Source organism: Pseudomonas ceruminis (genome assembly GCF_021602025.1).
GTDB lineage: Bacteria > Pseudomonadota > Gammaproteobacteria > Pseudomonadales > Pseudomonadaceae > Aquipseudomonas > Aquipseudomonas ceruminis.
Genome location: NZ_BQHW01000024.1, coordinates 88332 through 108060, shown reverse-complemented (window position 1 = coordinate 108060; position 19729 = coordinate 88332). Strand labels below are relative to the sequence as shown.

The 19729-nt window shown below is 64.3% G+C and carries 16 protein-coding genes; 11 read left to right on the top strand and 5 right to left on the bottom strand.

Annotation, left to right across the window (positions count from 1 at the left end):
• Positions 1-135: 135 nt before the first annotated feature.
• Positions 136-2049, bottom strand: coding sequence for an arginine decarboxylase (speA, locus tag L6D80_RS23475; RefSeq protein ID WP_054900149.1), 1914 nt, complete (start codon positions 2047-2049; stop codon positions 136-138).
• A 150-nt stretch (positions 2050-2199) separates the two neighbouring features.
• Positions 2200-2571: a translation initiation factor Sui1 gene (locus tag L6D80_RS23470; RefSeq protein WP_054900150.1), complete on the bottom strand. Its 372-nt coding sequence runs from the start codon at positions 2569-2571 to the stop codon at positions 2200-2202.
• A gap of 245 nt (positions 2572-2816) precedes the next feature.
• Here L6D80_RS23470 and L6D80_RS23465 point away from each other — a divergent pair, with 245 nt between their 5' ends.
• Entirely contained in the window at positions 2817-3428 is a 612-nt protein-coding gene (locus L6D80_RS23465) for an LbetaH domain-containing protein (RefSeq protein ID WP_054900151.1), read from the top strand.
• On the opposite strand, the gene L6D80_RS23460 is transcribed toward L6D80_RS23465, so the two are convergent.
• Both L6D80_RS23460 and L6D80_RS23455 read right to left on the bottom strand, forming a co-directional pair.
• Positions 3422-3955 carry an NUDIX hydrolase gene (locus tag L6D80_RS23460; RefSeq protein WP_371419518.1) on the bottom strand — a complete coding sequence of 178 codons (534 nt, stop codon included), beginning with the start codon at positions 3953-3955 and terminating at the stop codon, positions 3422-3424. The genes L6D80_RS23465 and L6D80_RS23460 overlap by 7 nt on opposite strands.
• A gap of 2 nt (positions 3956-3957) precedes the next feature.
• Positions 3958-5025, bottom strand: a complete 1068-nt coding sequence (locus L6D80_RS23455; protein ID WP_054900153.1) for a DUF2333 family protein — start codon at positions 5023-5025, stop codon at positions 3958-3960.
• Between the two features lie 247 nt (positions 5026-5272).
• On the opposite strand from L6D80_RS23455, the gene L6D80_RS23450 reads away from it, so the two are divergent.
• The 6 genes from L6D80_RS23450 to accC all read left to right on the top strand — a co-directional run bounded on the left by L6D80_RS23450 (position 5273) and on the right by accC (position 13246).
• The gene (locus tag L6D80_RS23450) at positions 5273-6652 is read left to right on the top strand and encodes a diguanylate cyclase (protein WP_054900154.1); all 1380 of its coding nucleotides are present in this window, start codon (positions 5273-5275) and stop codon (positions 6650-6652) included.
• A gap of 143 nt (positions 6653-6795) precedes the next feature.
• Positions 6796-8757 (top strand): methyl-accepting chemotaxis protein, encoded by a 1962-nt coding sequence (locus tag L6D80_RS23445; RefSeq protein ID WP_054900155.1) that lies wholly within the window; start codon positions 6796-6798, stop codon positions 8755-8757.
• Positions 8758-8894: 137 nt separating this feature from the next.
• On the top strand, positions 8895-10676 hold the full coding sequence (locus L6D80_RS23440) for a protein-disulfide reductase DsbD (RefSeq protein WP_176516155.1): 1782 nt from the start codon (positions 8895-8897) through the stop codon (positions 10674-10676).
• 179 nt (positions 10677-10855) lie between these two features.
• Positions 10856-11308, top strand: a complete 453-nt coding sequence (gene aroQ / locus L6D80_RS23435) for a type II 3-dehydroquinate dehydratase (RefSeq protein ID WP_008093086.1) — start codon at positions 10856-10858, stop codon at positions 11306-11308.
• Positions 11309-11411: 103 nt separating this feature from the next.
• Complete coding sequence (accB, locus tag L6D80_RS23430) at positions 11412-11873, top strand: acetyl-CoA carboxylase biotin carboxyl carrier protein (protein ID WP_054900157.1); 462 nt, start codon at positions 11412-11414, stop codon at positions 11871-11873.
• 17 nt (positions 11874-11890) lie between these two features.
• Entirely contained in the window at positions 11891-13246 is a 1356-nt protein-coding gene (gene accC, locus L6D80_RS23425; RefSeq protein ID WP_054900158.1) for an acetyl-CoA carboxylase biotin carboxylase subunit, read from the top strand.
• A gap of 79 nt (positions 13247-13325) precedes the next feature.
• Here the strand turns inward: accC and L6D80_RS23420 are convergent, their stop codons facing one another.
• On the bottom strand, positions 13326-15179 hold the full coding sequence (locus tag L6D80_RS23420) for a sigma-54-dependent Fis family transcriptional regulator (protein WP_176516157.1): 1854 nt from the start codon (positions 15177-15179) through the stop codon (positions 13326-13328).
• 279 nt (positions 15180-15458) lie between these two features.
• Here L6D80_RS23420 and L6D80_RS23415 point away from each other — a divergent pair, with 279 nt between their 5' ends.
• Genes L6D80_RS23415 through L6D80_RS23400 form a run of 4 tightly spaced genes read left to right on the top strand, consistent with a single transcriptional unit; the run spans position 15459 to position 19672 of the window.
• Positions 15459-16547: an ATP-NAD kinase family protein gene (locus tag L6D80_RS23415; RefSeq protein ID WP_176516159.1), complete on the top strand. Its 1089-nt coding sequence runs from the start codon at positions 15459-15461 to the stop codon at positions 16545-16547.
• Entirely contained in the window at positions 16537-17514 is a 978-nt protein-coding gene (locus L6D80_RS23410) for a thiamine pyrophosphate-dependent dehydrogenase E1 component subunit alpha (RefSeq protein ID WP_176516161.1), read from the top strand. Before L6D80_RS23415 ends, L6D80_RS23410 begins: the two co-directional genes overlap by 11 nt.
• Before the next feature lie 32 nt (positions 17515-17546).
• Positions 17547-18569 (top strand): alpha-ketoacid dehydrogenase subunit beta, encoded by a 1023-nt coding sequence (locus L6D80_RS23405; protein WP_176516163.1) that lies wholly within the window; start codon positions 17547-17549, stop codon positions 18567-18569.
• Positions 18566-19672: an acetoin dehydrogenase dihydrolipoyllysine-residue acetyltransferase subunit gene (locus tag L6D80_RS23400; protein WP_176516164.1), complete on the top strand. Its 1107-nt coding sequence runs from the start codon at positions 18566-18568 to the stop codon at positions 19670-19672. The genes L6D80_RS23405 and L6D80_RS23400 overlap by 4 nt, the downstream gene beginning before the upstream one ends.
• The last annotated feature ends 57 nt before the right edge of the window (positions 19673-19729 follow it).

Below are 19729 nucleotides of genomic sequence, written 5' to 3'. Positions count from 1 at the left end.
GCGGTTGCAGCAGCAAGGTAAGTGGGTGGGGTGACGGTGGCTGCCAAGGGCAACCACCGCCGGCCTGCCGGCCCCCACAGGGCTTGAGGTGGGCGTCGGCAGGCTGACGAATGGGCCGCAACGCGGCCCCGGCGATTACGAAGACAGGTACGAAGACCGGGTCAGCCCCAGGCGCAACGCATCCAGGAACTGGGTGCGCTCGCGGGCGCTGATCTTGGCGCTGGCCACTTTGTCGCGGTAGTGGGTCATCAACTCCTCCGGCGACAGGTGCACGTAGCGCAGCATGTCCTCGATGGTGTCGTGGGTCTCAATACCGGCGTGGTACACGCTGCCGTCGGCGTTCTGGTAGATGTTCACCGAATCGGTGTCACCGAACAGGTTGTGCATGTCGCCGAGGATTTCCTGGTAGGCACCGACCAGGAACACGCCCAGCAGGTAGTCCTCGCCCTCGTTGACCGCATGCACCGGCATGCTGGTCTCGATGCTTTGCTCGTCGACGTACTGGTTGATTTTGCCGTCGGAGTCGCAGGTCAGGTCCTGCAGCACCGCGCGGCGCATCGGCTCTTCGTCCAGGCGGTGCAGCGGAATGATCGGCAGCACCTGGCCGATGGCCCAGGTATCCGGCAGGCTCTGGAACACCGAGAAGTTACAGATGTACTTGTCGGCAAGCTTGTCGTTCAGCTCGTCCAGCACTTGCCGGTGCGAACGCTGGCGGGCCTTCAGCGAGTTATGCAGGCGACGGCACACGGCGAAGTAGCACTGTTCTGCCAGGGCTTTCTCGGCCAGACTGATCTTGCCATCGGCGTACTGCGCCGCCACGTCGCCCATGTAGTGGGTGGCGCGCCAGTAGGTCTCGGTCACCATCTCGATGTCGGTCGGGCCAAGCAGGTCGGCCAGCCACTGCACGGTCTCGGGCAGGGCCTCTTTGTTTTCGATGGTCGGCACGTCGTCGTTGTGTTTCTCGACGTCGGTCACCTGAATCACCAGCATGGCGTGGTGCGCGGTCAAGGAACGGCCACTTTCGGAGAAAATGTGCGGGTGTGGCAGGCCCTGGGCGTCGCAGAACTCCTTGAGCATGCCCACCACCACGCCGGCATAGTCGTCCATGTCGTAGTTGATCGAGCTGGCATTGCGCGAGTGGGTACCGTCGTAGTCCACACCCAGGCCACCGCCCACGTCGATATGGTCGACCGGCAGGCCCAGCGCACGCAGCTCACCGTAGTAGCGGATGGCTTCCTTGAAGCCGTGTTGATAGTCGGCCAGGTTGGCGATCTGCGAGCCCATGTGGAAGTGCAGCAGGCGGATGCCCTGGTCCAGGCCGGCGTCACGGAAGCGCTGCACTACGGAAATCAACTGCGCGGCAGACAAACCGAACTTGGACTTCTCGCCACCGGTGTCAGCCCATTTGCTCGAAGCCAGCGACGACAGGCGCACGCGCAGGCCGACCTGCGGCTTGACCTTGAGCTCAGCCGCCTCATCGATCACCAAGGCGACCTCGGACTCTTTTTCGATGACGATGAACACGTTGTGGCCAAGCTTCTGGCCCATCAGCGCCAGGCGGATGAACTCGCGATCCTTGTAGCCGTTGCAGACGATGGTGCCGCCCTTGGGCGCCAGCGCCAGCACCGCCAGCAACTCTGGCTTGGAGCCCGCTTCCAGACCGATGGACACGTTCTGCGTGGCGATGATGTTCTCCACCACCGCTTCCTGCTGGTTGACCTTGATCGGGTACAGGGCGGTGTACTGGCTCTGGTACTCAAGGCGCGCGATATTGGCATCGAAAGCGCCGGTCAGTTGGCGCACGCGGTCCTGCAGGATGTCAGGGAAGCGCACCAGCAGCGGCAGCGACAAGCCGCTCTGGCGTAGCTCGTCGACCTGTTCGAACAGGTCGATCGGTGCACTTTGCGGGCCGTTGGGGCGCACTTCGACGCGCCCGGCTTCATTGATGGCGAAATAACCAGCGCCCCAATGGCGGATGCCATAAACACTGCGGCTGTCGGCCACGGTCCATTGGCTACCATCGTCTTTGCGTGTGCGTCGTACGGACATTCAAGTCCCCTATAGAAAAGTCGAAGACACTGCCCCGCAAGGAGGCGGGCGCAGTGTAAAAGCTGAAAATGACGATTCGTCCGTGTCAGGGGTAGACCCTGCCCACGGCAACGAGTTTAGAAAGCGCTGGGCAAAATTCGCGTACCGGCATCAGCCGCCGGACTTCTTTGCCTTGAAACCTTGTTTAGTCAGCTCATCGATCAGCAGCTCGACATGGTCGCCCTGGATTTCGATGACCCCATCCTTCAGCGCGCCACCGGTACCACAACGGCGCTTGAGGTTGGTGGCCAGCGCCTTGAGCTGGTCGAGCGGCAGCGGCACGCCGGTGACGGTGGTCACGGTCTTGCCGCCACGGCCTTTGCTTTCACGGCGCACACGGGCAATGCCATCGCCTTCGGGGATGAGCAGTTGCTTGCATGTGCAGGCGTCCACCGGCTGGCCACAGTCAGGGCAGTGCCGACCGGCATCGGTGGAGTAAACGAGACCGCCTAGGGCGGCGAAGGAAGAAGCTTTCTTGGCCACTTTTGTTCCTCGGTGCTGAGGACAAAAACTGGTCGGCGGGAGCCGACCGCGAAGCCCCACTCTGGCAGGGGCGGCGCTACTGCTGCAAGACTTGCGGCAGCCCGAAAAGGGCGCGCAGTTTAACGATAAATCACGCCGTTGCTAAGTACTGGAATGCGCCATTTAGCGAATGATTTGCGACTTGGCCGCCCCATCGCGACCCTCATGGTGCAAGCTGATGGGCCTTCCATTGAGGACAAGTGCCCATGGCGATCCCCGAAATCAGCGCGTTCATTGCCCGCTGGCCCGAACTGGGCGTATCTGAGCCCGCCGCCTGGCAGGTCACCCAGGCGTGTGAACAGCACGTCCTGGGCATGATGGCGCGGCTCGATGCCGGTTATCGGCGCCAAGGTGACTGCGCCATCCATGAAACCGCCATCGTCGAGCCCGGTGCGGTGTTGAAAGGGGCAATCATCATCGGCCCGGGGGCCTTCGTGGCGGCAGGCGCCTACCTGCGAGGCGGGGTCTACATTGGCGGCGGCTGCATTGTCGGACCAAGCTGCGAGGTGAAAAGCAGTTTCATGCTCGGCTCGAGCAAGTTGGCACACTTCAACTTCGTCGGCGACTCGCTGATTGGTGAGCACGTCAATATCGAAGCGGGCGCGATCATCGCCAACTACCGCAATGAGCTCGATGGCGCCGTCATCAGGATTCGCCACGCTCAGGCGGTCATCGACACTGGGGTGTGCAAGTTCGGTGCATTGATAGGCGATGGCTGTAAGATCGGCGCGAACGCGGTGATCGCCCCAGGTGCGTTGCTCTGGCCGAATACTCGCGTCCCGCGCCTTGAACTGATCGACCAGTTCGCGTACTACTGAACTGCCTTGTAGCGCTCCAGCGCGGCCAGTGAATCTGGGCAGTAGGGGTGCAGAAGCCGATCATTTTCGACCTCTGCGAGGCTGACAAAACGCGCTTCGCTCACCTCCTCTGGCTGCAGCCGCAACGGCGCATCGGAAACCGCCGAATACACTGCGCACCACAAGCGGTTATCCGGCTGGTCGAAATAGAAGCGCTCGTGAAACCGCAGCGAGACACCTTCAATTCCCAACTCCTCGGCCAGCTCGCGGGCGGCGGAGTCGGCGTACGCTTCACCTGCCGCCACCATGCCGCCAGCGGCCACGTCCCAATAACCCGGATACAGCGCCTTGCTCAAGGTGCGCCGGTGCACGCACAACTCGCCGGCGCTGTTGAACAACAGAATGAACGTGCAACGACCGATCAGGCCGCGCTCACGGAGCTCGGCCCTGGGCAGTGCGCCAAGCACCTGGTCGGCGTCGTCCACCCAGGCGACCAGTTCGCGGTCGGAAGCCGCCCGGTGGGCGGCTTCGTTGGGGCTGATGACCATGCTCAACCCTGCGACAGCAGCTGACGCAGGTCGATGACCGCGGCGTTGGCCCGGGAGATATAGTTGGCCATGACCAGCGAGTGGTTGGCCCACATGCCAAAGCCGCTACCATTGAGCACCATCGGGCTCCACAGCGGCTCTTGCGAGGCTTCCAGCTCACGGATGATCTGACGCACGCTGACTGTGGCGTTCTTCTTCGCCAGCACGTCGGCGAAGTCGACCTCGATGGCACGCAGCAGGTGCGACAGCGCCCAGGCCTGGCCACGGGCCTCGTAGAACACGTTGTCGATCTGCAGCCACGGGGTCTCTACCAACTCCTCGTCCACCTGCGGCGCCTGACCGGCCACGACCGACTCGGTCTTGAGGGTGGTGTTGAGCTTGACCCGGCCAACGCTGGCCGACAGGCGCTGGGACAGTGAGCCCAGGCGAGTGGCGACATCGCCCAGCCAGTTGTTCAGGTTATCGGCGCGGGTATAGAAGATGGCGCCCTTGTCACCCGCTGCCAGGCGAGTCTGGTAGCGCGACAGCGACTTGATGCCCTCTTCGAACTCCGATTCGCTGGACGGCAGAATCCAGCTTTTGTTGTCGAAGTTGAAGCGCGGCTCGGCTTTGGCCAAGTCAGCATCTTCGGTGGACTGCGACTGCGAGCGGGCGAAGTCCTTGCGCAGGGCGCGGGACAGGTCACGCACCTGGACCAGCACGCCGTATTCCCAGCTGGGCATGTTGTCCATCCACAGCCCTGGCGGGAAACGGTCGTTGGAGATGTAGCCACCTGGCTTGTTCAGCAGCGTACCGGCCACGGTCTTGAGGGTTTCGATGGTGGTATAGCCGACCACCATCTGCTGGCCATTGCGCTCGGCAGCGGCCTGGGCATTCTGCTGCACCGGGAACAACGCCGGCTCCTGGCTCCAGTACCAGCCCAAGCCGATACAGACCAGCAGGTACAGCCCGATCAACGTCCCCAGCGCGCGGCTCCAGAGGCCACCCAGGTAGCTACGGGCAGCAGCGCCTCGGCCGTCGACACGCTCGCGGGGCTCGGCTTTGGCCTCACGGTTTTTCCAATCCAGCATGGCTTTGTCCTTAATCAGTCACGACGGTTCAGGGCTTTGACCACAGGCCAGCGCCAGGGTGCCACGGCAAGCCCGCGTGCTTGCACTATAAAGCAGACGCCGCCATACGCATAAGCGACCAATGAGTCAGTAACTGAATAATCGTTTTAAACGCTTTGTTGACGCGGGGTGCTCGCACGCCTGAAAAGAGCTGCTAGCATAGAGCCATCATCGCACCTGCACCTCCCCACCTATAAGTAGTCAGGACATGACCCAAGCCGCTGAGCCGAGCCAAGAGCGCCTCAAGCAGGAACTCGATCACCTGCTGCAACGCCTGTCGCGCACCAGCCTGCGCAAGGGCGATCTACTCGATCAGCTGGCGCTGCCACCTGCCCGCAAGCCGGTGTACCTGCTGCTGCGGGATCATGAGCGTGCAGAGCGGCTAGCCCAGCAGCTGGAGTTTTTCGGCCTGAGCGCGCAGCCGCTGTTCGATGCCGCAACGGCTCTGGACGCCGTGGCCGAACAGGCGCCGTCGGCCATCGTCATGGATGTCGACTTCAGCGGCCCGGGGCGCGGCATGCACCTGGCGGCGCAGGCGCAACTGGGCCTGGAACGGCCTATCCCGCTGCTGTTTTTCAGCCACCACGAAGCCGACACACCGACCCGCCTGGCTGCCGTGCGCGCCGGGGGGCAGGCCTTTCTCACCGGCACGCTGGAAGCCTCCAGCCTGCTGGAAAAGCTCGAGATCATGACCAGCACCACCGAGCACGAGCCCCTGCGGGTGCTGATCATCGACGACTCACGCACCCAGGCCTTGCATACCGAGCGCGTGCTGGGTAATGCCGGGATGATCACCCGCAGCCTTACCGACCCTATCCGCACCATGGCCGAGCTGGCGGACTTCCAGCCCGACCTGATCATCCTCGACCTGTACATGCCCGCCTGCTCAGGCCCGGAACTGGCCAAGGTGATACGCCACAACGACCGCTACGTCAGCGTGCCGATCATCTACCTGTCTGCCGAAGACGACCTGGACAAGCAGCTCGATGCGATGAGCGAAGGCGGTGATGACTTTCTCACCAAACCGATCCGCTCACGCCACCTGGTCACCACCGTGCGCAATCGCGCCGCCCGCGCCCGCCATCTCAAATCACGCATGGTGCGCGACAGCCTGACCGGGCTTTACAACCACACCCATATCCTGCAACTGCTCGAAGACTGCAGTTTCCGCGCCCGCCGCGAACGCCAGCCGCTGAGCTTTGCGATGCTCGACATCGACCATTTCAAGAAGATCAATGACCGCCACGGACACCCCATGGGCGACCGGGTCATCAAGAGCCTGGCATTGTTCCTCAAGCAGCGCCTGCGCAAGACCGACTTCATCGGCCGCTACGGCGGCGAAGAATTTGCCATCGTCATGCCCAACACCGCGCTGGAAGCCGCGCACAAGGTGCTGGACGAAATCCGCCGGCGCTTTGCCGAGATTCTTTATCCAGCGCAACCCTGCGACCTGCGCTGCACGTTCAGTGCCGGGGTGGTGCAGCTGGACGATGAGCTGGACGCCTTGACCATGGCCAGCACGGCTGACGAGGCGCTGTATCGGGCCAAGCACGCGGGACGTAATTGCGTGGTGCGGGTCGAGCCCTAGGCCCTCAGCGGCCCGTGAAACCTGTTAACTAGCGGCACAGTGCCACTTTTTTAGCGAACCCCCTGCTGTCGTCATCACCTCGTCACAAAACCGCAATAACTTCAGGCACCTACCTCTCCACTCCCCGCAGGAAGTTCGCGGCTATGCGCCTGAAGTGGCTGACCAATTTCAACACACTGTTGCTGGTGACCGTCTGTATCGCCTTGGCCACGACCCTGTGGTGGTCGCAACGCGCCCTGGAACGCCCCTATCAACTGATGGAGCGCTACCTGAGCCTGTCGCAGCAGTTCCAGAACCAGACAGCGCGCAATGTCCAGACCTACCTGGGCAGCGGCGACGCCTTGCGCCATGCCGCGGCCATGGAGGCCAACCAACAGTTGCAAGCGGCCTTGGCCGAGTTGCCCGCCGAGCTCGCCGATAACGTGCGCCCGAGCCTGGACACTTTGCAAACCTTCACCGCCAACGAACTGCTGGCAGCCGGCAAGCTGGCCGGCGACCCGCAAGCCCTGCTGTTGCAGGCCGAGCGCGAGCTGGGCGCCAATTTCGAACAGCTCGCCGCCTACGCCCGCGATAGCGGCAGCAGCGAGGCCAACCGTTACCTGCTGCCGGTGCTCGATGCCAGCGTCCACCTTGGGCGCCTGTCCCTGGCCCGCGACAAGCTGGTCAGCAGTGGCCGCGCCGAGCTGGCCGACGAAGTAGAGCGCGAACTGCATCTGATCCGCGCCCAGGCCCTGCTCATCGACGGCCTGCCACTGCTGGGCGTGACCCGCGCCGCCGAGTCCAACGCCGATGATTTCGCCGCCTTGATGGGCCTGGAAACCCAGGCCAGCGAGCAGCAGGAAGACGTTGCCATCAACCTCAAGCGCGACTTGCAAAGCCTGCTCAACCGCTACCCCGCCGAGCTGCAGCGCACCCGCGAACAGATCGAGCAACGCAGTGCCTTGGCGGCCAGCACCAATGAGCGCCTTGAGGCCGTGCAGCAGGCCATTTCCGGCCTGGAGCCCGAGGTGCGTGCCCAGCACGGCAAAATCGCCAATGAAGTGCGCATCATGCAGGGGCTGATGATTGGCCTGATCTTGCTGATCGCCCTGCTGATCGACACCTTGCAGCGGCGCCTGGCGCGTACATTGACGGGGCTGGCCCCTGCCCTGTCGAGCTGGGCCGAGGGGGATTTCGCCAGGCCTATCGCCTTGGGCAAGACCAACCGTGAACTGCGTGATATCCAGGAATCGCTCAACCGCCTGCGCCAGTACCTGGTGGAACTGGTCGGCACCATCCGTCACAACGCCGAGCAGGTTGCCGGTAGCAGCCACGCCTTGGCGGGCATGAGCGCCGCGCTGCACGATGGCGCCGAGCGCCAGGCCGGTGACACTGGGCAGATTCGCGATGCCCTGGGCGAACTGGAAGCCACCATCCAGCAGGTGGCCGGCGATGCCAGCGCTGCTGCCGATGCCAGCCGTGATGCCGGGCGTGCCGTGGAACAGGGCCAGGCCGTGATCGGCCAGAGCTTGTCAGGGTTGCGGGCACTGGTCGATGAGGTGCAGGGCAATGCCCGCATGATCGAACAGCTGGCCGAGGAGTCGGCGACCATTGGCGGGGTACTGACGGTGATCCGCTCGATTGCCGAGCAAACCAACCTGCTGGCCTTGAACGCCGCCATCGAAGCGGCCCGGGCCGGCGAGATGGGCCGTGGTTTTGCCGTGGTGGCCGACGAGGTGCGCTCGCTGGCGCAACGCACCACCGGGGCGACGGGCGAGATCCAGGCCCTGATCGACCGCCTGCAGCAGGCTGCGCGAGAATCGGTGGCGGGCATGCGCGCCCAGCTCGAACATGCCGAAGCCACTGCCAACCAGGCCCAAGCTGCTGATGGTGCGCTGGATGAAATTGTCAGCGCAATTCGCACCATTGCCGACACCGCGGTGCGCATCGCCGATGTCACGGCGCAACAGAGTGGCGCGGTGAGTGAGATCCGTGACCACAGCGAGCGGATTCACGCGTTGGGCGAGGACAACCTGCAGCGCATTGGCGAAGGGCGCGAGCAAGGCGAGCAGTTGCTGGGGTTGGGGGGTGAACTGAACCGCGCTGTGCGGGCCTTCAGGGTCTGACACTCAGCGCCCGCTTCCACAGGAAGAGGTGCCTGTGGGAGCCGGCAGCGGCCATGTGTCGCTCTGCTTCCCCGCACTCTCCCAACCCCCGCCAACTCCGTTATCATGCCCGCCACGTTCCACCTCGCGAGTCCGCCATGCGCCGCCTGTTTTTCCTGCTGTTCCTGCTGCTGGCCAGCCCGGCCTTCGCCACGGGCCTGCTCGACAACCGCCCCAGCGCCACCCTCGGCGCCGCCTCGCTGTCCAGCAACGCCGACTTCTTGCCGGTACGCGAAGCGTTCAAGCTCAGCCTGATCGAGGCCAATGCCCAGAGCATCAAACTGCGCTTCGTCGCTACCGACGGCTATTACCTCTACCGCCATCGCTTCCAGTTCAGTACTGAGCCTGCCGGCATCGCCGTGGGCGCGCCGAACATTCCCAAGGGCGAGGCCAAGCACGATGAATTCTTCGGCGACGTCGAGGTGTACCACGGCGTGGTCGACATTGAACTGCCACGCACCGATGCCCGCGCTTTCACCTTGCTGGTGGGCTATCAGGGCTGCGCTGACAAGGGCCTGTGCTACCCGCCGCAAACCGAGCGCCTGAGCATCGATGGCGAAGGTGGCCCCGCTGCTGGCGCCCCTGCAGAGGGCGACGAACACGGCTGGCGCTGGAAGTCGTTGCTGCTGTTCTTCCTTGCCGGGGTCGGCCTGACCTTCACCCCGTGCGTGCTGCCGATGCTGCCGATCCTCTCTGGCGTGGTCTTGCGCGGCCAGGTCGGCGGGTTGCGCGGACTGGCGCTCTCATTGGCCTACGTAATGCCCATGGCCGCCAGCTTTGCCGTGCTGGGCGCACTGATGGGCCTGTTCGGCGCCGGCCTGAACCTGCAGGCCCGGCTGCAGTCGGCCTGGGTGCTGGTGCCGTTCGCGCTGTTCTTCGTGCTGTTTGCACTGGCCATGTTCGGCCTGTTCGAACTCAAACTGCCACAGGCCTTGAGCAACCGCCTGGACAAGCTGGCCAACCGTACCAAGGGCGGTTCGCTGCTGGGTGCGGCAGTGCTGGGCGTGCTGTCCAGCCTACTGGTTTCACCCTGCGTGTCGGCACCTCTGGCCGGCGCCTTGCTGTACATCAGCGCCAGCGGCGATGCCTTGGGCGGTGCGCTCAAGCTGTTCGCACTGGGCCTGGGCATGGGTGCGCCATTGCTGCTGGTGGCCACCGGTGGCGCGGCCTGGCTGCCCAAGAGCGGCCCGTGGCTGAACACTGTGAAGAACGCCATCGGGGTACTGCTGCTGGGCCTGGCGATCGGCTTGCTCAGCCGCGTACTGCCAGGGCCGGCGACCCTGGTGCTGGTGGGTTTTCTCAGCGCTGGCGTGGCGCTGTTCCTGGGTGCCCTTGAGTTCGTGGTCAAGTCGCCACGCCAACGCCTCGCGCAACTGCTGGGCCTGGCCCTGCTGGTGTATGCGCTGGCCTGCTGGTATGGCGCTCTGAATGGCCAAGGCGACCCCCTGCGCCCACTGCCTGCCCCCGCGCCTGCAGCACGCGTTGGCAGCCCCGCGGCCAGCGCGGATGCCTGGCACACAATCACTACACCGGCTGAGCTGGACGCGGCCCTGGCGCAGGCTAAAGCCGCCGGCCAACCGGTGTTGCTGGACTGGTACGCCGACTGGTGCATCAGTTGCAAAGTGATAGAGCACGAGGTGCTCAATGCCGCCGAGGTCCAACCCCAGCTGAGTGCGTTCAGACTGCTGCGTTTCGACATCACTCAAAGCAGTGCCGAACAACGCACCCTGCTCGATCGCTACCAGTTGTTCGGCCCGCCGGCGCTGCTGTTCTTTGCCCCGAACGGCAGCGAAATGACCACCGATCGGGTGATTGGCGAGATAAACGCCGGCGAATTTGCGCAGATCCTTGCGCGCGTGCGCGGGCAACTGGGTCTATAACTTCCCGCTAGCCGGGAATTTTCGCCAATCGAGTGACCAGATTTAATTATCTGGTCACATACTTCGCGCGAACCTCGGACATCGTGCTGGCTATTGCCGGGAACTGGACACTTGCCGTCGCTTTACGGCACACTCGCCGCGCTGTGTCGAATTGCCCTACAAATCCAAGGAATCCGCAGATGGCAACGCTACTGGTGCTTCACGGCCCCAACCTGAACCTGCTCGGTACCCGGGAACCCGGTCACTACGGCGCCGTGACCCTGGCCCAGATCAACCAGGACCTGGAGCAGCGCGCCCGCGCCGCAGGCCACCATCTGCAGTACCTGCAGAGCAACGCCGAGTACGAACTGATCGACCGTATTCATGCCGCACGCAACGAGGGTGTGGACTTCATCCTGATCAATCCGGCTGCTTTCACCCATACCAGCGTCGCATTACGTGACGCATTGCTTGCGGTGAGCATCCCATTCATCGAAGTGCACCTGTCCAACGTGCACAAACGCGAACCGTTCCGTCACCACTCCTACTTCTCCGATGTGGCCGTAGGAGTGATCTGCGGTCTGGGCGCCAGCGGTTATCGACTGGCCCTGGAGTCCGCGCTGGAACAACTGGCTGCCAACGCACAGCCCTGATGACAGAGACCCTGGCCTAAGTGGGCCGGGGTTCGAGAAAAACGTTTCAGATACGTTTTTTAACTTACGCCCCCTGACCGAAACCTTTGGGAGTTGATGATTAATGGATATCCGTAAAGTCAAGAAACTGATCGAGCTGCTGGAAGAGTCTGGCATCGACGAACTGGAGATCAAGGAAGGCGAAGAGTCGGTCCGTATCAGCCGTCACAGCAAGACCCCAGCTGCCCAGCAATACTTCGCCCCGGCGCCGGTCGCCGCGCCAGTTGCTGCCCCGGTTGCCGCTGCTGCCGCCCCCGTTGCCGAAGCTGCCGCTGCTGCCCCGGCCCTCAAAGGCACCGTGATCCGTTCGCCAATGGTCGGTACCTTCTACCGCAAGCCTTCGCCGACCTCGCCGAACTTCGCTGAAGTTGGCCAGAGCGTGAAAAAAGGCGACACCCTGTGCATCGTTGAAGCGATGAAGATGATGAACCACATCGAAGCCGATGTTGGCGGTGTCATCGACGCCATCCTGGTGGAAGACGGTCAGCCGGTTGAGTTCGACCAGCCGCTGTTCACCATCGTTTGATTCGCGGAGAGCCAACGATGTCTGGGAAGCTGGAAAAAGTCCTGATCGCCAACCGCGGGGAAATTGCCCTGCGGATCCTGCGTGCCTGCAAAGAGCTGGGCATCAAGACCGTCGCCGTGCACTCCACGGCCGACCGCGAACTGATGCACCTGGGCCTGGCAGACGAGTCGGTCTGCATTGGTCCTGCTTCGTCCAAAGATTCGTACCTGCACATCCCGGCGATCATCGCCGCGGCTGAAGTGACAGGCGCCACCGCCATTCACCCGGGCTACGGCTTCCTGGCGGAAAACGCCGACTTCGCCGAGCAGGTGGAGAAATCCGGGTTCGCCTTCATCGGCCCGAAAGCCGACACCATTCGCCTGATGGGCGACAAGGTTTCGGCCAAGGACGCGATGATCAAGACTGGCGTACCGACCGTACCGGGCTCCGACGGCCCACTGCCGGAAGACGAAGAGACCGCCCTGGCGATCGCCCGTGAAGTCGGCTACCCGGTGATCATCAAGGCCGCCGGTGGCGGTGGTGGTCGCGGCATGCGCGTGGTGCACAAGGAAGAGGACCTGATCGCCTCGGCCAAGCTCACCCGTACCGAAGCCGGCGCGGCCTTTGGCAACCCGATGGTCTACCTGGAGAAGTTCCTGACCAACCCACGCCACGTGGAAGTTCAGGTGCTCTCCGATGGCCAGGGTAACGCCATCCACCTGGGCGACCGTGACTGCTCGCTGCAGCGCCGTCACCAGAAGGTCCTGGAAGAAGCACCTGCACCGGGCATCGACGAGAAGGCCCGTCAGGAAGTCTTCAAGCGTTGTGTCGATGCATGCGTCGAAATCGGCTACCGCGGTGCGGGTACCTTCGAGTTCCTGTACGAGAACGGCCGTTTCTACTTCATCGAAATGAACACCCGTGTGCAGGTTGAGCACCCGGTGTCGGAGATGGTCACTGGTATCGACATCGTCAAGGAGATGCTCAGCATCGCCGCTGGCAACAAGCTGTCGATTCGCCAGGAAGACGTGGTCATCCGCGGCCACTCGCTGGAGTGCCGCATCAACGCCGAAGACCCGAAGAAGTTCATTCCGAGCCCAGGCAAGGTCAAGCACTTCCACGCCCCAGGTGGCAACGGCGTTCGCGTCGACTCGCACCTGTACAGCGGTTATTCGGTTCCGCCGAACTACGACTCGCTGATCGGCAAGCTGATCACCTACGGCAAGGACCGCGACGAAGCCATGGCACGCATGCGCAATGCCCTGGACGAGATCGTCGTCGACGGTATCAAGACCAACATCCCGCTGCACCGCGACCTGGTGCGTGATGAAGGTTTCTGCAAAGGCGGCGTCAACATCCACTACCTCGAGCACAAACTGGCCAACCAGGAGTGATCGCGTTAGCGTGATGGATGAGAAACCCCGGCCAAGGTGCCGGGGTTTTTTATTGCCGGCCAGGCGCGGCCCGAAGCGATCACCCTTTCATCCGCGGCATGTCGATACGGTGCTCATGCACCCGCCGGTACAAGGTCGCCCGCGATATGCCCAAGGCCCGCGCCGCCTCCGCCGGCTTCCAGCGATGGCGAATCAAGGCATCGAGCAGCAACTGCCGCGCAGGGTTCGAGGCACCCGCATCCGCGCAAGGCACTGCATCGCCACGCACCTCTTGCGGCAGATCCTCCAGGCCAATTTGCCCACCCTCGCTGACCGCGCAGGCATAGCGCAGCACCTGGCGCAGCTGTCGCAGATTGCCCGGCCAGCGATAGACCAACAGCGCCTGCAGCGCGTCGTCAGCCAGCACCACCTCAACCCCGCAGGCTTCGGCCTCCTCGGCCAGCAGGCGATGGATCAACCCCAGCCGATCCTCCCGATCGCGCAGCGGTGGTAACTCGAACCGGGCGTTGGCCAGTCGGAAGTAAAGGTCTTCGCGAAAACGCCCCTCACTCACCATCGCCGCCAGGTCCCGGTGGGTGGCGCAAATCACCTGAATATCCACCCGCTCGCGCCGGGCCGCGCCCAGTGGGGCGACTTCGCCCTCCGCCAGTACCCGCAGCAAACGGGTCTGCAGGTTCAACGGCATGTCGCCAATCTCATCGAGAAACAACGTGCCGCCATCGGCCTGTTGCAACAGCCCCTGCATACCCTTGCTCGACGCGCCCGTGAACGCCCCGGCGACATAGCCGAACAGTTCGCTCTCGATCAGGCTCTCCGGGATGGCCGCGCAATTGAGGGTGACGAACGGGCCGGCGCGGCGTTGGCTCTGCTGATGCAGCTGGCGGGCGAAAACCTCCTTGCCAGCCCCCGTCTCGCCCTGCACCAATACTGCCAAATTGCAGTCCTTGACCCGGGTAGCCAGGCGCAGATGCTGTTCGATGCGGGCATCCTGAGCCTGCTGTATCGGCTGTACCCGGCCCCGCCGCTGCGGCGCACTGACCCGGCCGTACAGCCCGCCCCAGCCTGACAGGCGTTGCGCCGCCGCCTCGCTGGCACGGCGCAGCTGGTCCAAGTCGAACAACTCGCCGATGTGCTCCGGCAACCGCCCATCCCGCGCCAGCAGGCGCTCGCGGGCCAGGCTGTTGATCGCCTGCAGGCGGCCATCGGCATCCCAGGCCAGCAAATAATCAGGCTGGCTTTCCACATAACCCGGCGTGCCATGCGCGCGCATCACCCAGTGGCCCTGGGCGCTGTGCATGAAAAAGGCGTTCTCGATCTCCCGCGCGGTCTGTTCCACCAACTGGCGGATCAGGTGCTGGCTGCGGCGGTCGTCGGGCGATTGCAGGGCCGAAACATCCACCACGCCCAGCAATTCGCCCAGCGGGTCGAACACCGGTGCCGCCGTGCAGGTCAGGCCGATGAACGCCGCGCGAAAGTGATCGCGCTTGTGTACCGTGGCGGGCGCCCGGCTGGTCAACACTGCCGCAACCCCACAGGTGCCCTCCTCACCTTCGGACCAGCAGGTGCCCAGGTAAAGGCCAGCCTTGCGGCACTCATTGCGGATGGCCGACTCGACCCGGTAATCGATGGTACGCCCAAGGGCATCGGTCAGCAGCACGCAGTAGTCGGCGCCGCGCACACGTTCATGCAGGCGCGCCACGGCATCGCTGGCGATGCGCAGAAACAGTTCGGCGCGTTCACGGCACTCGTTGAGCAGGCTCTGGGAAAGAATACGCGGCCCCTGTTGGGACCCTGGGTCAAGACGGTACAGCTCCATGGAACGGCGCCATGAATCGAGGATCAGCGGCGGCACCGGCGCCTGCGGCAGGCGCTCGGCATTCTTCAGCACACGACTGACGCAATCGACATGGGCTCGGGAGTTCGCGGCAAGCATGAGGCCTCCGGTTCCTGTTTGTTCTTGTCGTTGTGCGGCCATTAAGCGCCTGCCGGCAAGCCCCGACAAGTGCTGTGTGATTACCGGTTGGCTTGAGACGCAGCGTCTCAGGGTCTCGGCCAGGGCAACCCGCTGCTGGCACCCGGCGTCTCGCCCGCCACGCTACGCCGCCCCGCTGGCGCAGCCTGCAGCCGCTCTGCAACAGTGCCCTCAGGCGATTTATCGAAACCTGGCACCGCGCTTGCTGAACACCTGGCAAACAAGAAAACGAGGTGCGCCATGCCGCAACCTGCCCCGATCATCGGGATCATTGCCAACCCTGCCTCTGGGCGCGACCTGCGCCGCCTGACGGCCAACGCCGGGCTGTACTCGAGCACCGACAAAGCTTCGGTGATCCAGCGCCTGCTCGCCGCGTTCGGTGCCACGGGTGTTGCCAAGGTGCTGCTGCCCACCGACATGACCGGCATCGCCGCCGCCGTGCTCAAGGCCAGCCAGGGCCCCGTGGCCCGTGACCAGCACTGGCCAGCCTTGCAACTGCTGGACCTGCCCCTGACCCAGACCGTCAGCGACACCCGCCTGGCCGCGCGCCAGATGGTGGCACAGGGTGTTGCCATGATTGCCGTGCTCGGGGGTGATGGCACCCACAAGGCAGTGGCGGCAGAGGCCGGGGACGTGCCCCTGCTGACCCTCTCCACCGGTACCAATAACGCCTTCCCGGAGCTGCGCGAAGCCACCAGTGCCGGCCTTGCCGGCGGCCTTGTGGCCGGCGCCCAGGTACCGGCAAGCATCGGCCTGCGCCGCAACAAACGCCTGCTGGTGAACGTGCCGCAGCAGCAGTTGTGCGAATGGGCCCTGGTCGAAGTCGCCGTATCGCCGCAGCGCTTCATTGGCGCTCGCGCCCTGAGCCGCAGCGAGGACCTCAGCGAAGTCTTCGCCTGCTTTGCCGAACCCCATGCCATTGGCCTGTCCGCCTTGTGCGGGTTGTGGTGCCCCGTGGCCCGCCATGAGCCGCATGGCGCCTGGGTACGGTTAAACCCCGGCGCCGAGCAGGCCCTGCTGGCACCGCTGGCGCCGGGCCTGTTGCAGGGCTGCGGCATCACCGCCAGTGGCACGCTCACCCCGGGCGTGGCCCATCGACTGAGCCTGGCCGCCGGCACCTTGGCCCTGGACGGCGAACGTGAGATCGAATTCGCCGAACACGACACCCCCACCGTCACCCTCGACCACCAAGGCCCACTGACCGTGGATGTCGAAGCGGTGCTGGCCCATGCCGCCCGCCACCACCTGCTGGCCGTCCCGCGCGGCCACCGGCTGCACCCTGCAACCCCGTCTCGAGACAACCCTGGAGAACAACAAGATGTCCACTGACCTCAGCTCAGCGCAATTGCTGCACGCCTATGAAATGATGCGCACCATTCGCGCATTCGAAGAACGCCTGCACGTGGAGTTCGCCACCGGCGAGATCCCCGGCTTCGTCCACCTGTATGCCGGCGAAGAGGCCTCCGCCGCCGGCGTCATGGCGCACCTGCGCGACAGCGACTGCATTGCCTCGACCCACCGCGGCCATGGCCACTGCATCGCCAAAGGCGTCGACGTGTACGGCATGATGGCCGAGATCTACGGCAAGAAAACCGGTGTGTGCGGCGGCAAGGGCGGCTCGATGCACATCGCCGACCTGGAAAAAGGCATGCTCGGCGCCAATGGCATCGTCGGTGCCGGCGCGCCGCTGGTGGCCGGTGCCGCACTCGCGGCCAAGATCAAGGGTAGCGACGATGTGGCCGTGGCCTTCTTTGGTGACGGCGCCTCCAACGAAGGCGCGGTATTCGAGGCAATGAACCTGGCCTCGATCATGAACCTGCCCTGCATCTTCGTCGCCGAGAACAATGGCTACGCCGAAGCCACCGCCTCGACCTGGTCGGTCGCCTGCGACCATATCGCCGACCGCGCTGCCGGCTTCGGCATGCCCGGGGTGACCATCGACGGTTTCGACTTCTTTGCCGTGCACGAGGCCGCTGGCGCCGCAATCGAGCGCGCGCGCTCCGGGCAAGGGCCTTCGCTGATCGAGGTCAAGCTCAGCCGTTATTACGGCCACTTCGAAGGCGATGCCCAAACCTACCGGGCCCCGGATGAAGTGAAGAACCTGCGCGAAAGCCGCGACTGCCTCTTGCAGTTCCGCAACAAGACCACCCGCGCCGGCCTGCTGCAGGCCGCACAGCTCGATGCCATCGATGCCCGTGTCGAGGACATGATCGAAGACGCCGTGCGACGGGCCAAGTCCGATCCCAAGCCTCAGCCCGCCGATCTGCTCACCGACGTTTATGTCAGCTACCCCTGAGCCCGGACAACAAGAACAACAGGAGAATGACCATGGCTAGAAAAATCAGTTACCAGCAAGCCATCAACGAAGCCCTGGCCCAGGAAATGCGCCGCGACAGCAGCGTGTTCATCATTGGCGAGGACGTGGCCGGCGGCGCGGGTGCGCCAGGTGAGGACGATGCCTGGGGCGGCGTGCTAGGGGTGACCAAGGGCCTGTACCACCAGTTCCCGGGCCGGGTGCTCGATGCGCCCTTGTCGGAAATCGGTTACGTCGGCGCCGCCGTGGGCGCCGCTACCCAAGGCCTGCGCCCGGTGTGCGAACTGATGTTCGTCGACTTCGCCGGCTGCTGCCTGGACCAGATCCTCAACCAGGCGGCCAAGTTTCGCTACATGTTCGGCGGCAAGGCCGTCACCCCGCTGGTGATGCGCACCATGTACGGTGCGGGCCTGCGCGCGGCGGCGCAGCACTCGCAGATGCTCACCTCGCTGTGGACGCACATCCCGGGCCTGAAGGTGGTCTGCCCATCGTCGCCCTACGACGCCAAGGGTCTGTTGATCCAGGCGATCCGCGACAACGACCCGGTGATCTTCTGCGAGCACAAGCTGCTTTACAGCATGCAGGGCGAAGTGCCGGAAGAGGTCTACACCGTGCCCTTTGGCGAAGCCAACTACCTGCGCGACGGCGACGACGTCACCCTGGTGACTTACGGACGCATGGTGCACGTGGCCCTGGAGGCCGCCAACAACCTGGCCCGCCAGGGTATCGACTGCGAAGTGCTGGACCTGCGCACCACCAGCCCACTGGACGAGGACAGCATCCTTGAAAGCGTCGAGAAGACTGGCCGCCTGGTGGTAATCGACGAAGCCAACCCGCGCTGCTCGATGGCCACGGACATCAGCGCCCTGGTGGCGCAAAAGGCGTTCGGCGCGCTCAAAGGGCCCATCGAAATGGTCACCGCGCCGCACACTCCGGTGCCGTTCTCCGACGCCCTGGAAGACCTGTACATCCCTGACGCGGCGAAGATCGAAGCCGCCGTGCGCAAGGTGATCGAAACCGCAAGGAGTGCCGCATGAGCCAGATCCATACCCTGACCATGCCCAAGTGGGGCCTGTCGATGACCGAGGGCCGGGTCGATGCCTGGCTCAAGCAAGAAGGCGACGAGATCAACAAGGGCGACGAAGTGCTGGACGTCGAGACCGACAAGATCAGCAGCAGCGTCGAGGCGCCCTTCAGTGGCGTACTGCGCCGGCAGGTGGCCAAACCTGACGAAACCCTGCCCGTCGGTGCGCTGTTGGCCGTGGTGGTGGAAGGCCAGGCAGAGGAATCGGAGATCGACGCGGTGGTGCAACGCTTCCAGGCCGAGTTCGTGGCCGAAGGCGGCGCCGACCAGGCCCAGGGGCCGGCGCCGCAGAAGGGCGAAGTGGCAGGCCGGCTGCTGCGCTGGTTCGAGCTGGGTGAAGGTGGCACGCCCTTGGTATTGGTGCACGGTTTTGGCGGCGACCTGAACAACTGGCTGTTCAACCACCCCGCGCTGGCTGCCGAGCGCCGGGTCATCGCCCTTGATTTGCCAGGGCATGGCGAGTCGGCCAAAGCCTTACAGCGCGGTGACTTGGACGAACTGAGCGAAACCGTGCTGGCGTTGCTCGACCGCCTGGACATTCCCCGGGCGCACCTGGCCGGCCACTCCATGGGCGGCGCGGTGAGCCTCAACCTGGCGCGCCTGGCACCGCAGCGGGTGGCGAGCCTGACATTGGTGGCCAGTGCCGGCCTGGGTGACGCGATCAATGGCCAGTACCTGCAAGGTTTCGTTGCGGCCAGCAACCGCAATGCGCTCAAGCCGCAGATGGTGCAATTGTTCGCCGACCCGGGGCTGGTCACCCGACAACTGCTTGAAGACATGCTCAAGTTCAAGCGCCTGGAGGGGGTAGATCTGGCCCTTCAGCAGCTCGGAGCAGCCATTGCCGAGGGTGATCGCCAGCGGCATGACCTGCGCAGCGTGCTCGGGCAACACCCGGCGCTGGTGATCTGGGGCGCCGAGGATGCCATCATTCCAGCTGCGCATGCCGAGGGCGTGGAGGCCGAGGTGCTGGTGGTGCCCGGTGTAGGGCACATGGTGCAGATGGAGGCTGCGGAACAGGTGAACCAGAAGGTGCTGGAGTTCCTACGTTTGCACTGAGGTCGGCGGGCCTGCTGAGCAGGCCCCTCTAGTCATGCATAAACCCCCGCACTCGCG

What these genes read in the sequence shown, in the direction of transcription:
- L6D80_RS23410 (WP_176516161.1), top strand. Translation starts at nt 16,537, where the DNA reads ATGTCCACTGACCTCAGCTCAGCGCAATTGCTGCACGCCTATGAAATG.
- L6D80_RS23455 (WP_054900153.1), bottom strand. Translation starts at nt 5,025, where the DNA reads ATGCTGGATTGGAAAAACCGTGAGGCCAAAGCCGAGCCCCGCGAGCGT.
- L6D80_RS23445 (WP_054900155.1), top strand. Translation starts at nt 6,796, where the DNA reads ATGCGCCTGAAGTGGCTGACCAATTTCAACACACTGTTGCTGGTGACC.
- L6D80_RS23405 (WP_176516163.1), top strand. Translation starts at nt 17,547, where the DNA reads ATGGCTAGAAAAATCAGTTACCAGCAAGCCATCAACGAAGCCCTGGCC.
- L6D80_RS23400 (WP_176516164.1), top strand. Translation starts at nt 18,566, where the DNA reads ATGAGCCAGATCCATACCCTGACCATGCCCAAGTGGGGCCTGTCGATG.
- L6D80_RS23415 (WP_176516159.1), top strand. Translation starts at nt 15,459, where the DNA reads ATGCCGCAACCTGCCCCGATCATCGGGATCATTGCCAACCCTGCCTCT.
- speA (WP_054900149.1), bottom strand. Translation starts at nt 2,049, where the DNA reads ATGTCCGTACGACGCACACGCAAAGACGATGGTAGCCAATGGACCGTG.
- L6D80_RS23450 (WP_054900154.1), top strand. Translation starts at nt 5,273, where the DNA reads ATGACCCAAGCCGCTGAGCCGAGCCAAGAGCGCCTCAAGCAGGAACTC.
- L6D80_RS23460 (WP_371419518.1), bottom strand. Translation starts at nt 3,955, where the DNA reads ATGGTCATCAGCCCCAACGAAGCCGCCCACCGGGCGGCTTCCGACCGC.
- accC (WP_054900158.1), top strand. Translation starts at nt 11,891, where the DNA reads ATGTCTGGGAAGCTGGAAAAAGTCCTGATCGCCAACCGCGGGGAAATT.
- L6D80_RS23465 (WP_054900151.1), top strand. Translation starts at nt 2,817, where the DNA reads ATGGCGATCCCCGAAATCAGCGCGTTCATTGCCCGCTGGCCCGAACTG.
- L6D80_RS23420 (WP_176516157.1), bottom strand. Translation starts at nt 15,179, where the DNA reads ATGCTTGCCGCGAACTCCCGAGCCCATGTCGATTGCGTCAGTCGTGTG.
- aroQ (WP_008093086.1), top strand. Translation starts at nt 10,856, where the DNA reads ATGGCAACGCTACTGGTGCTTCACGGCCCCAACCTGAACCTGCTCGGT.
- accB (WP_054900157.1), top strand. Translation starts at nt 11,412, where the DNA reads ATGGATATCCGTAAAGTCAAGAAACTGATCGAGCTGCTGGAAGAGTCT.
- L6D80_RS23440 (WP_176516155.1), top strand. Translation starts at nt 8,895, where the DNA reads ATGCGCCGCCTGTTTTTCCTGCTGTTCCTGCTGCTGGCCAGCCCGGCC.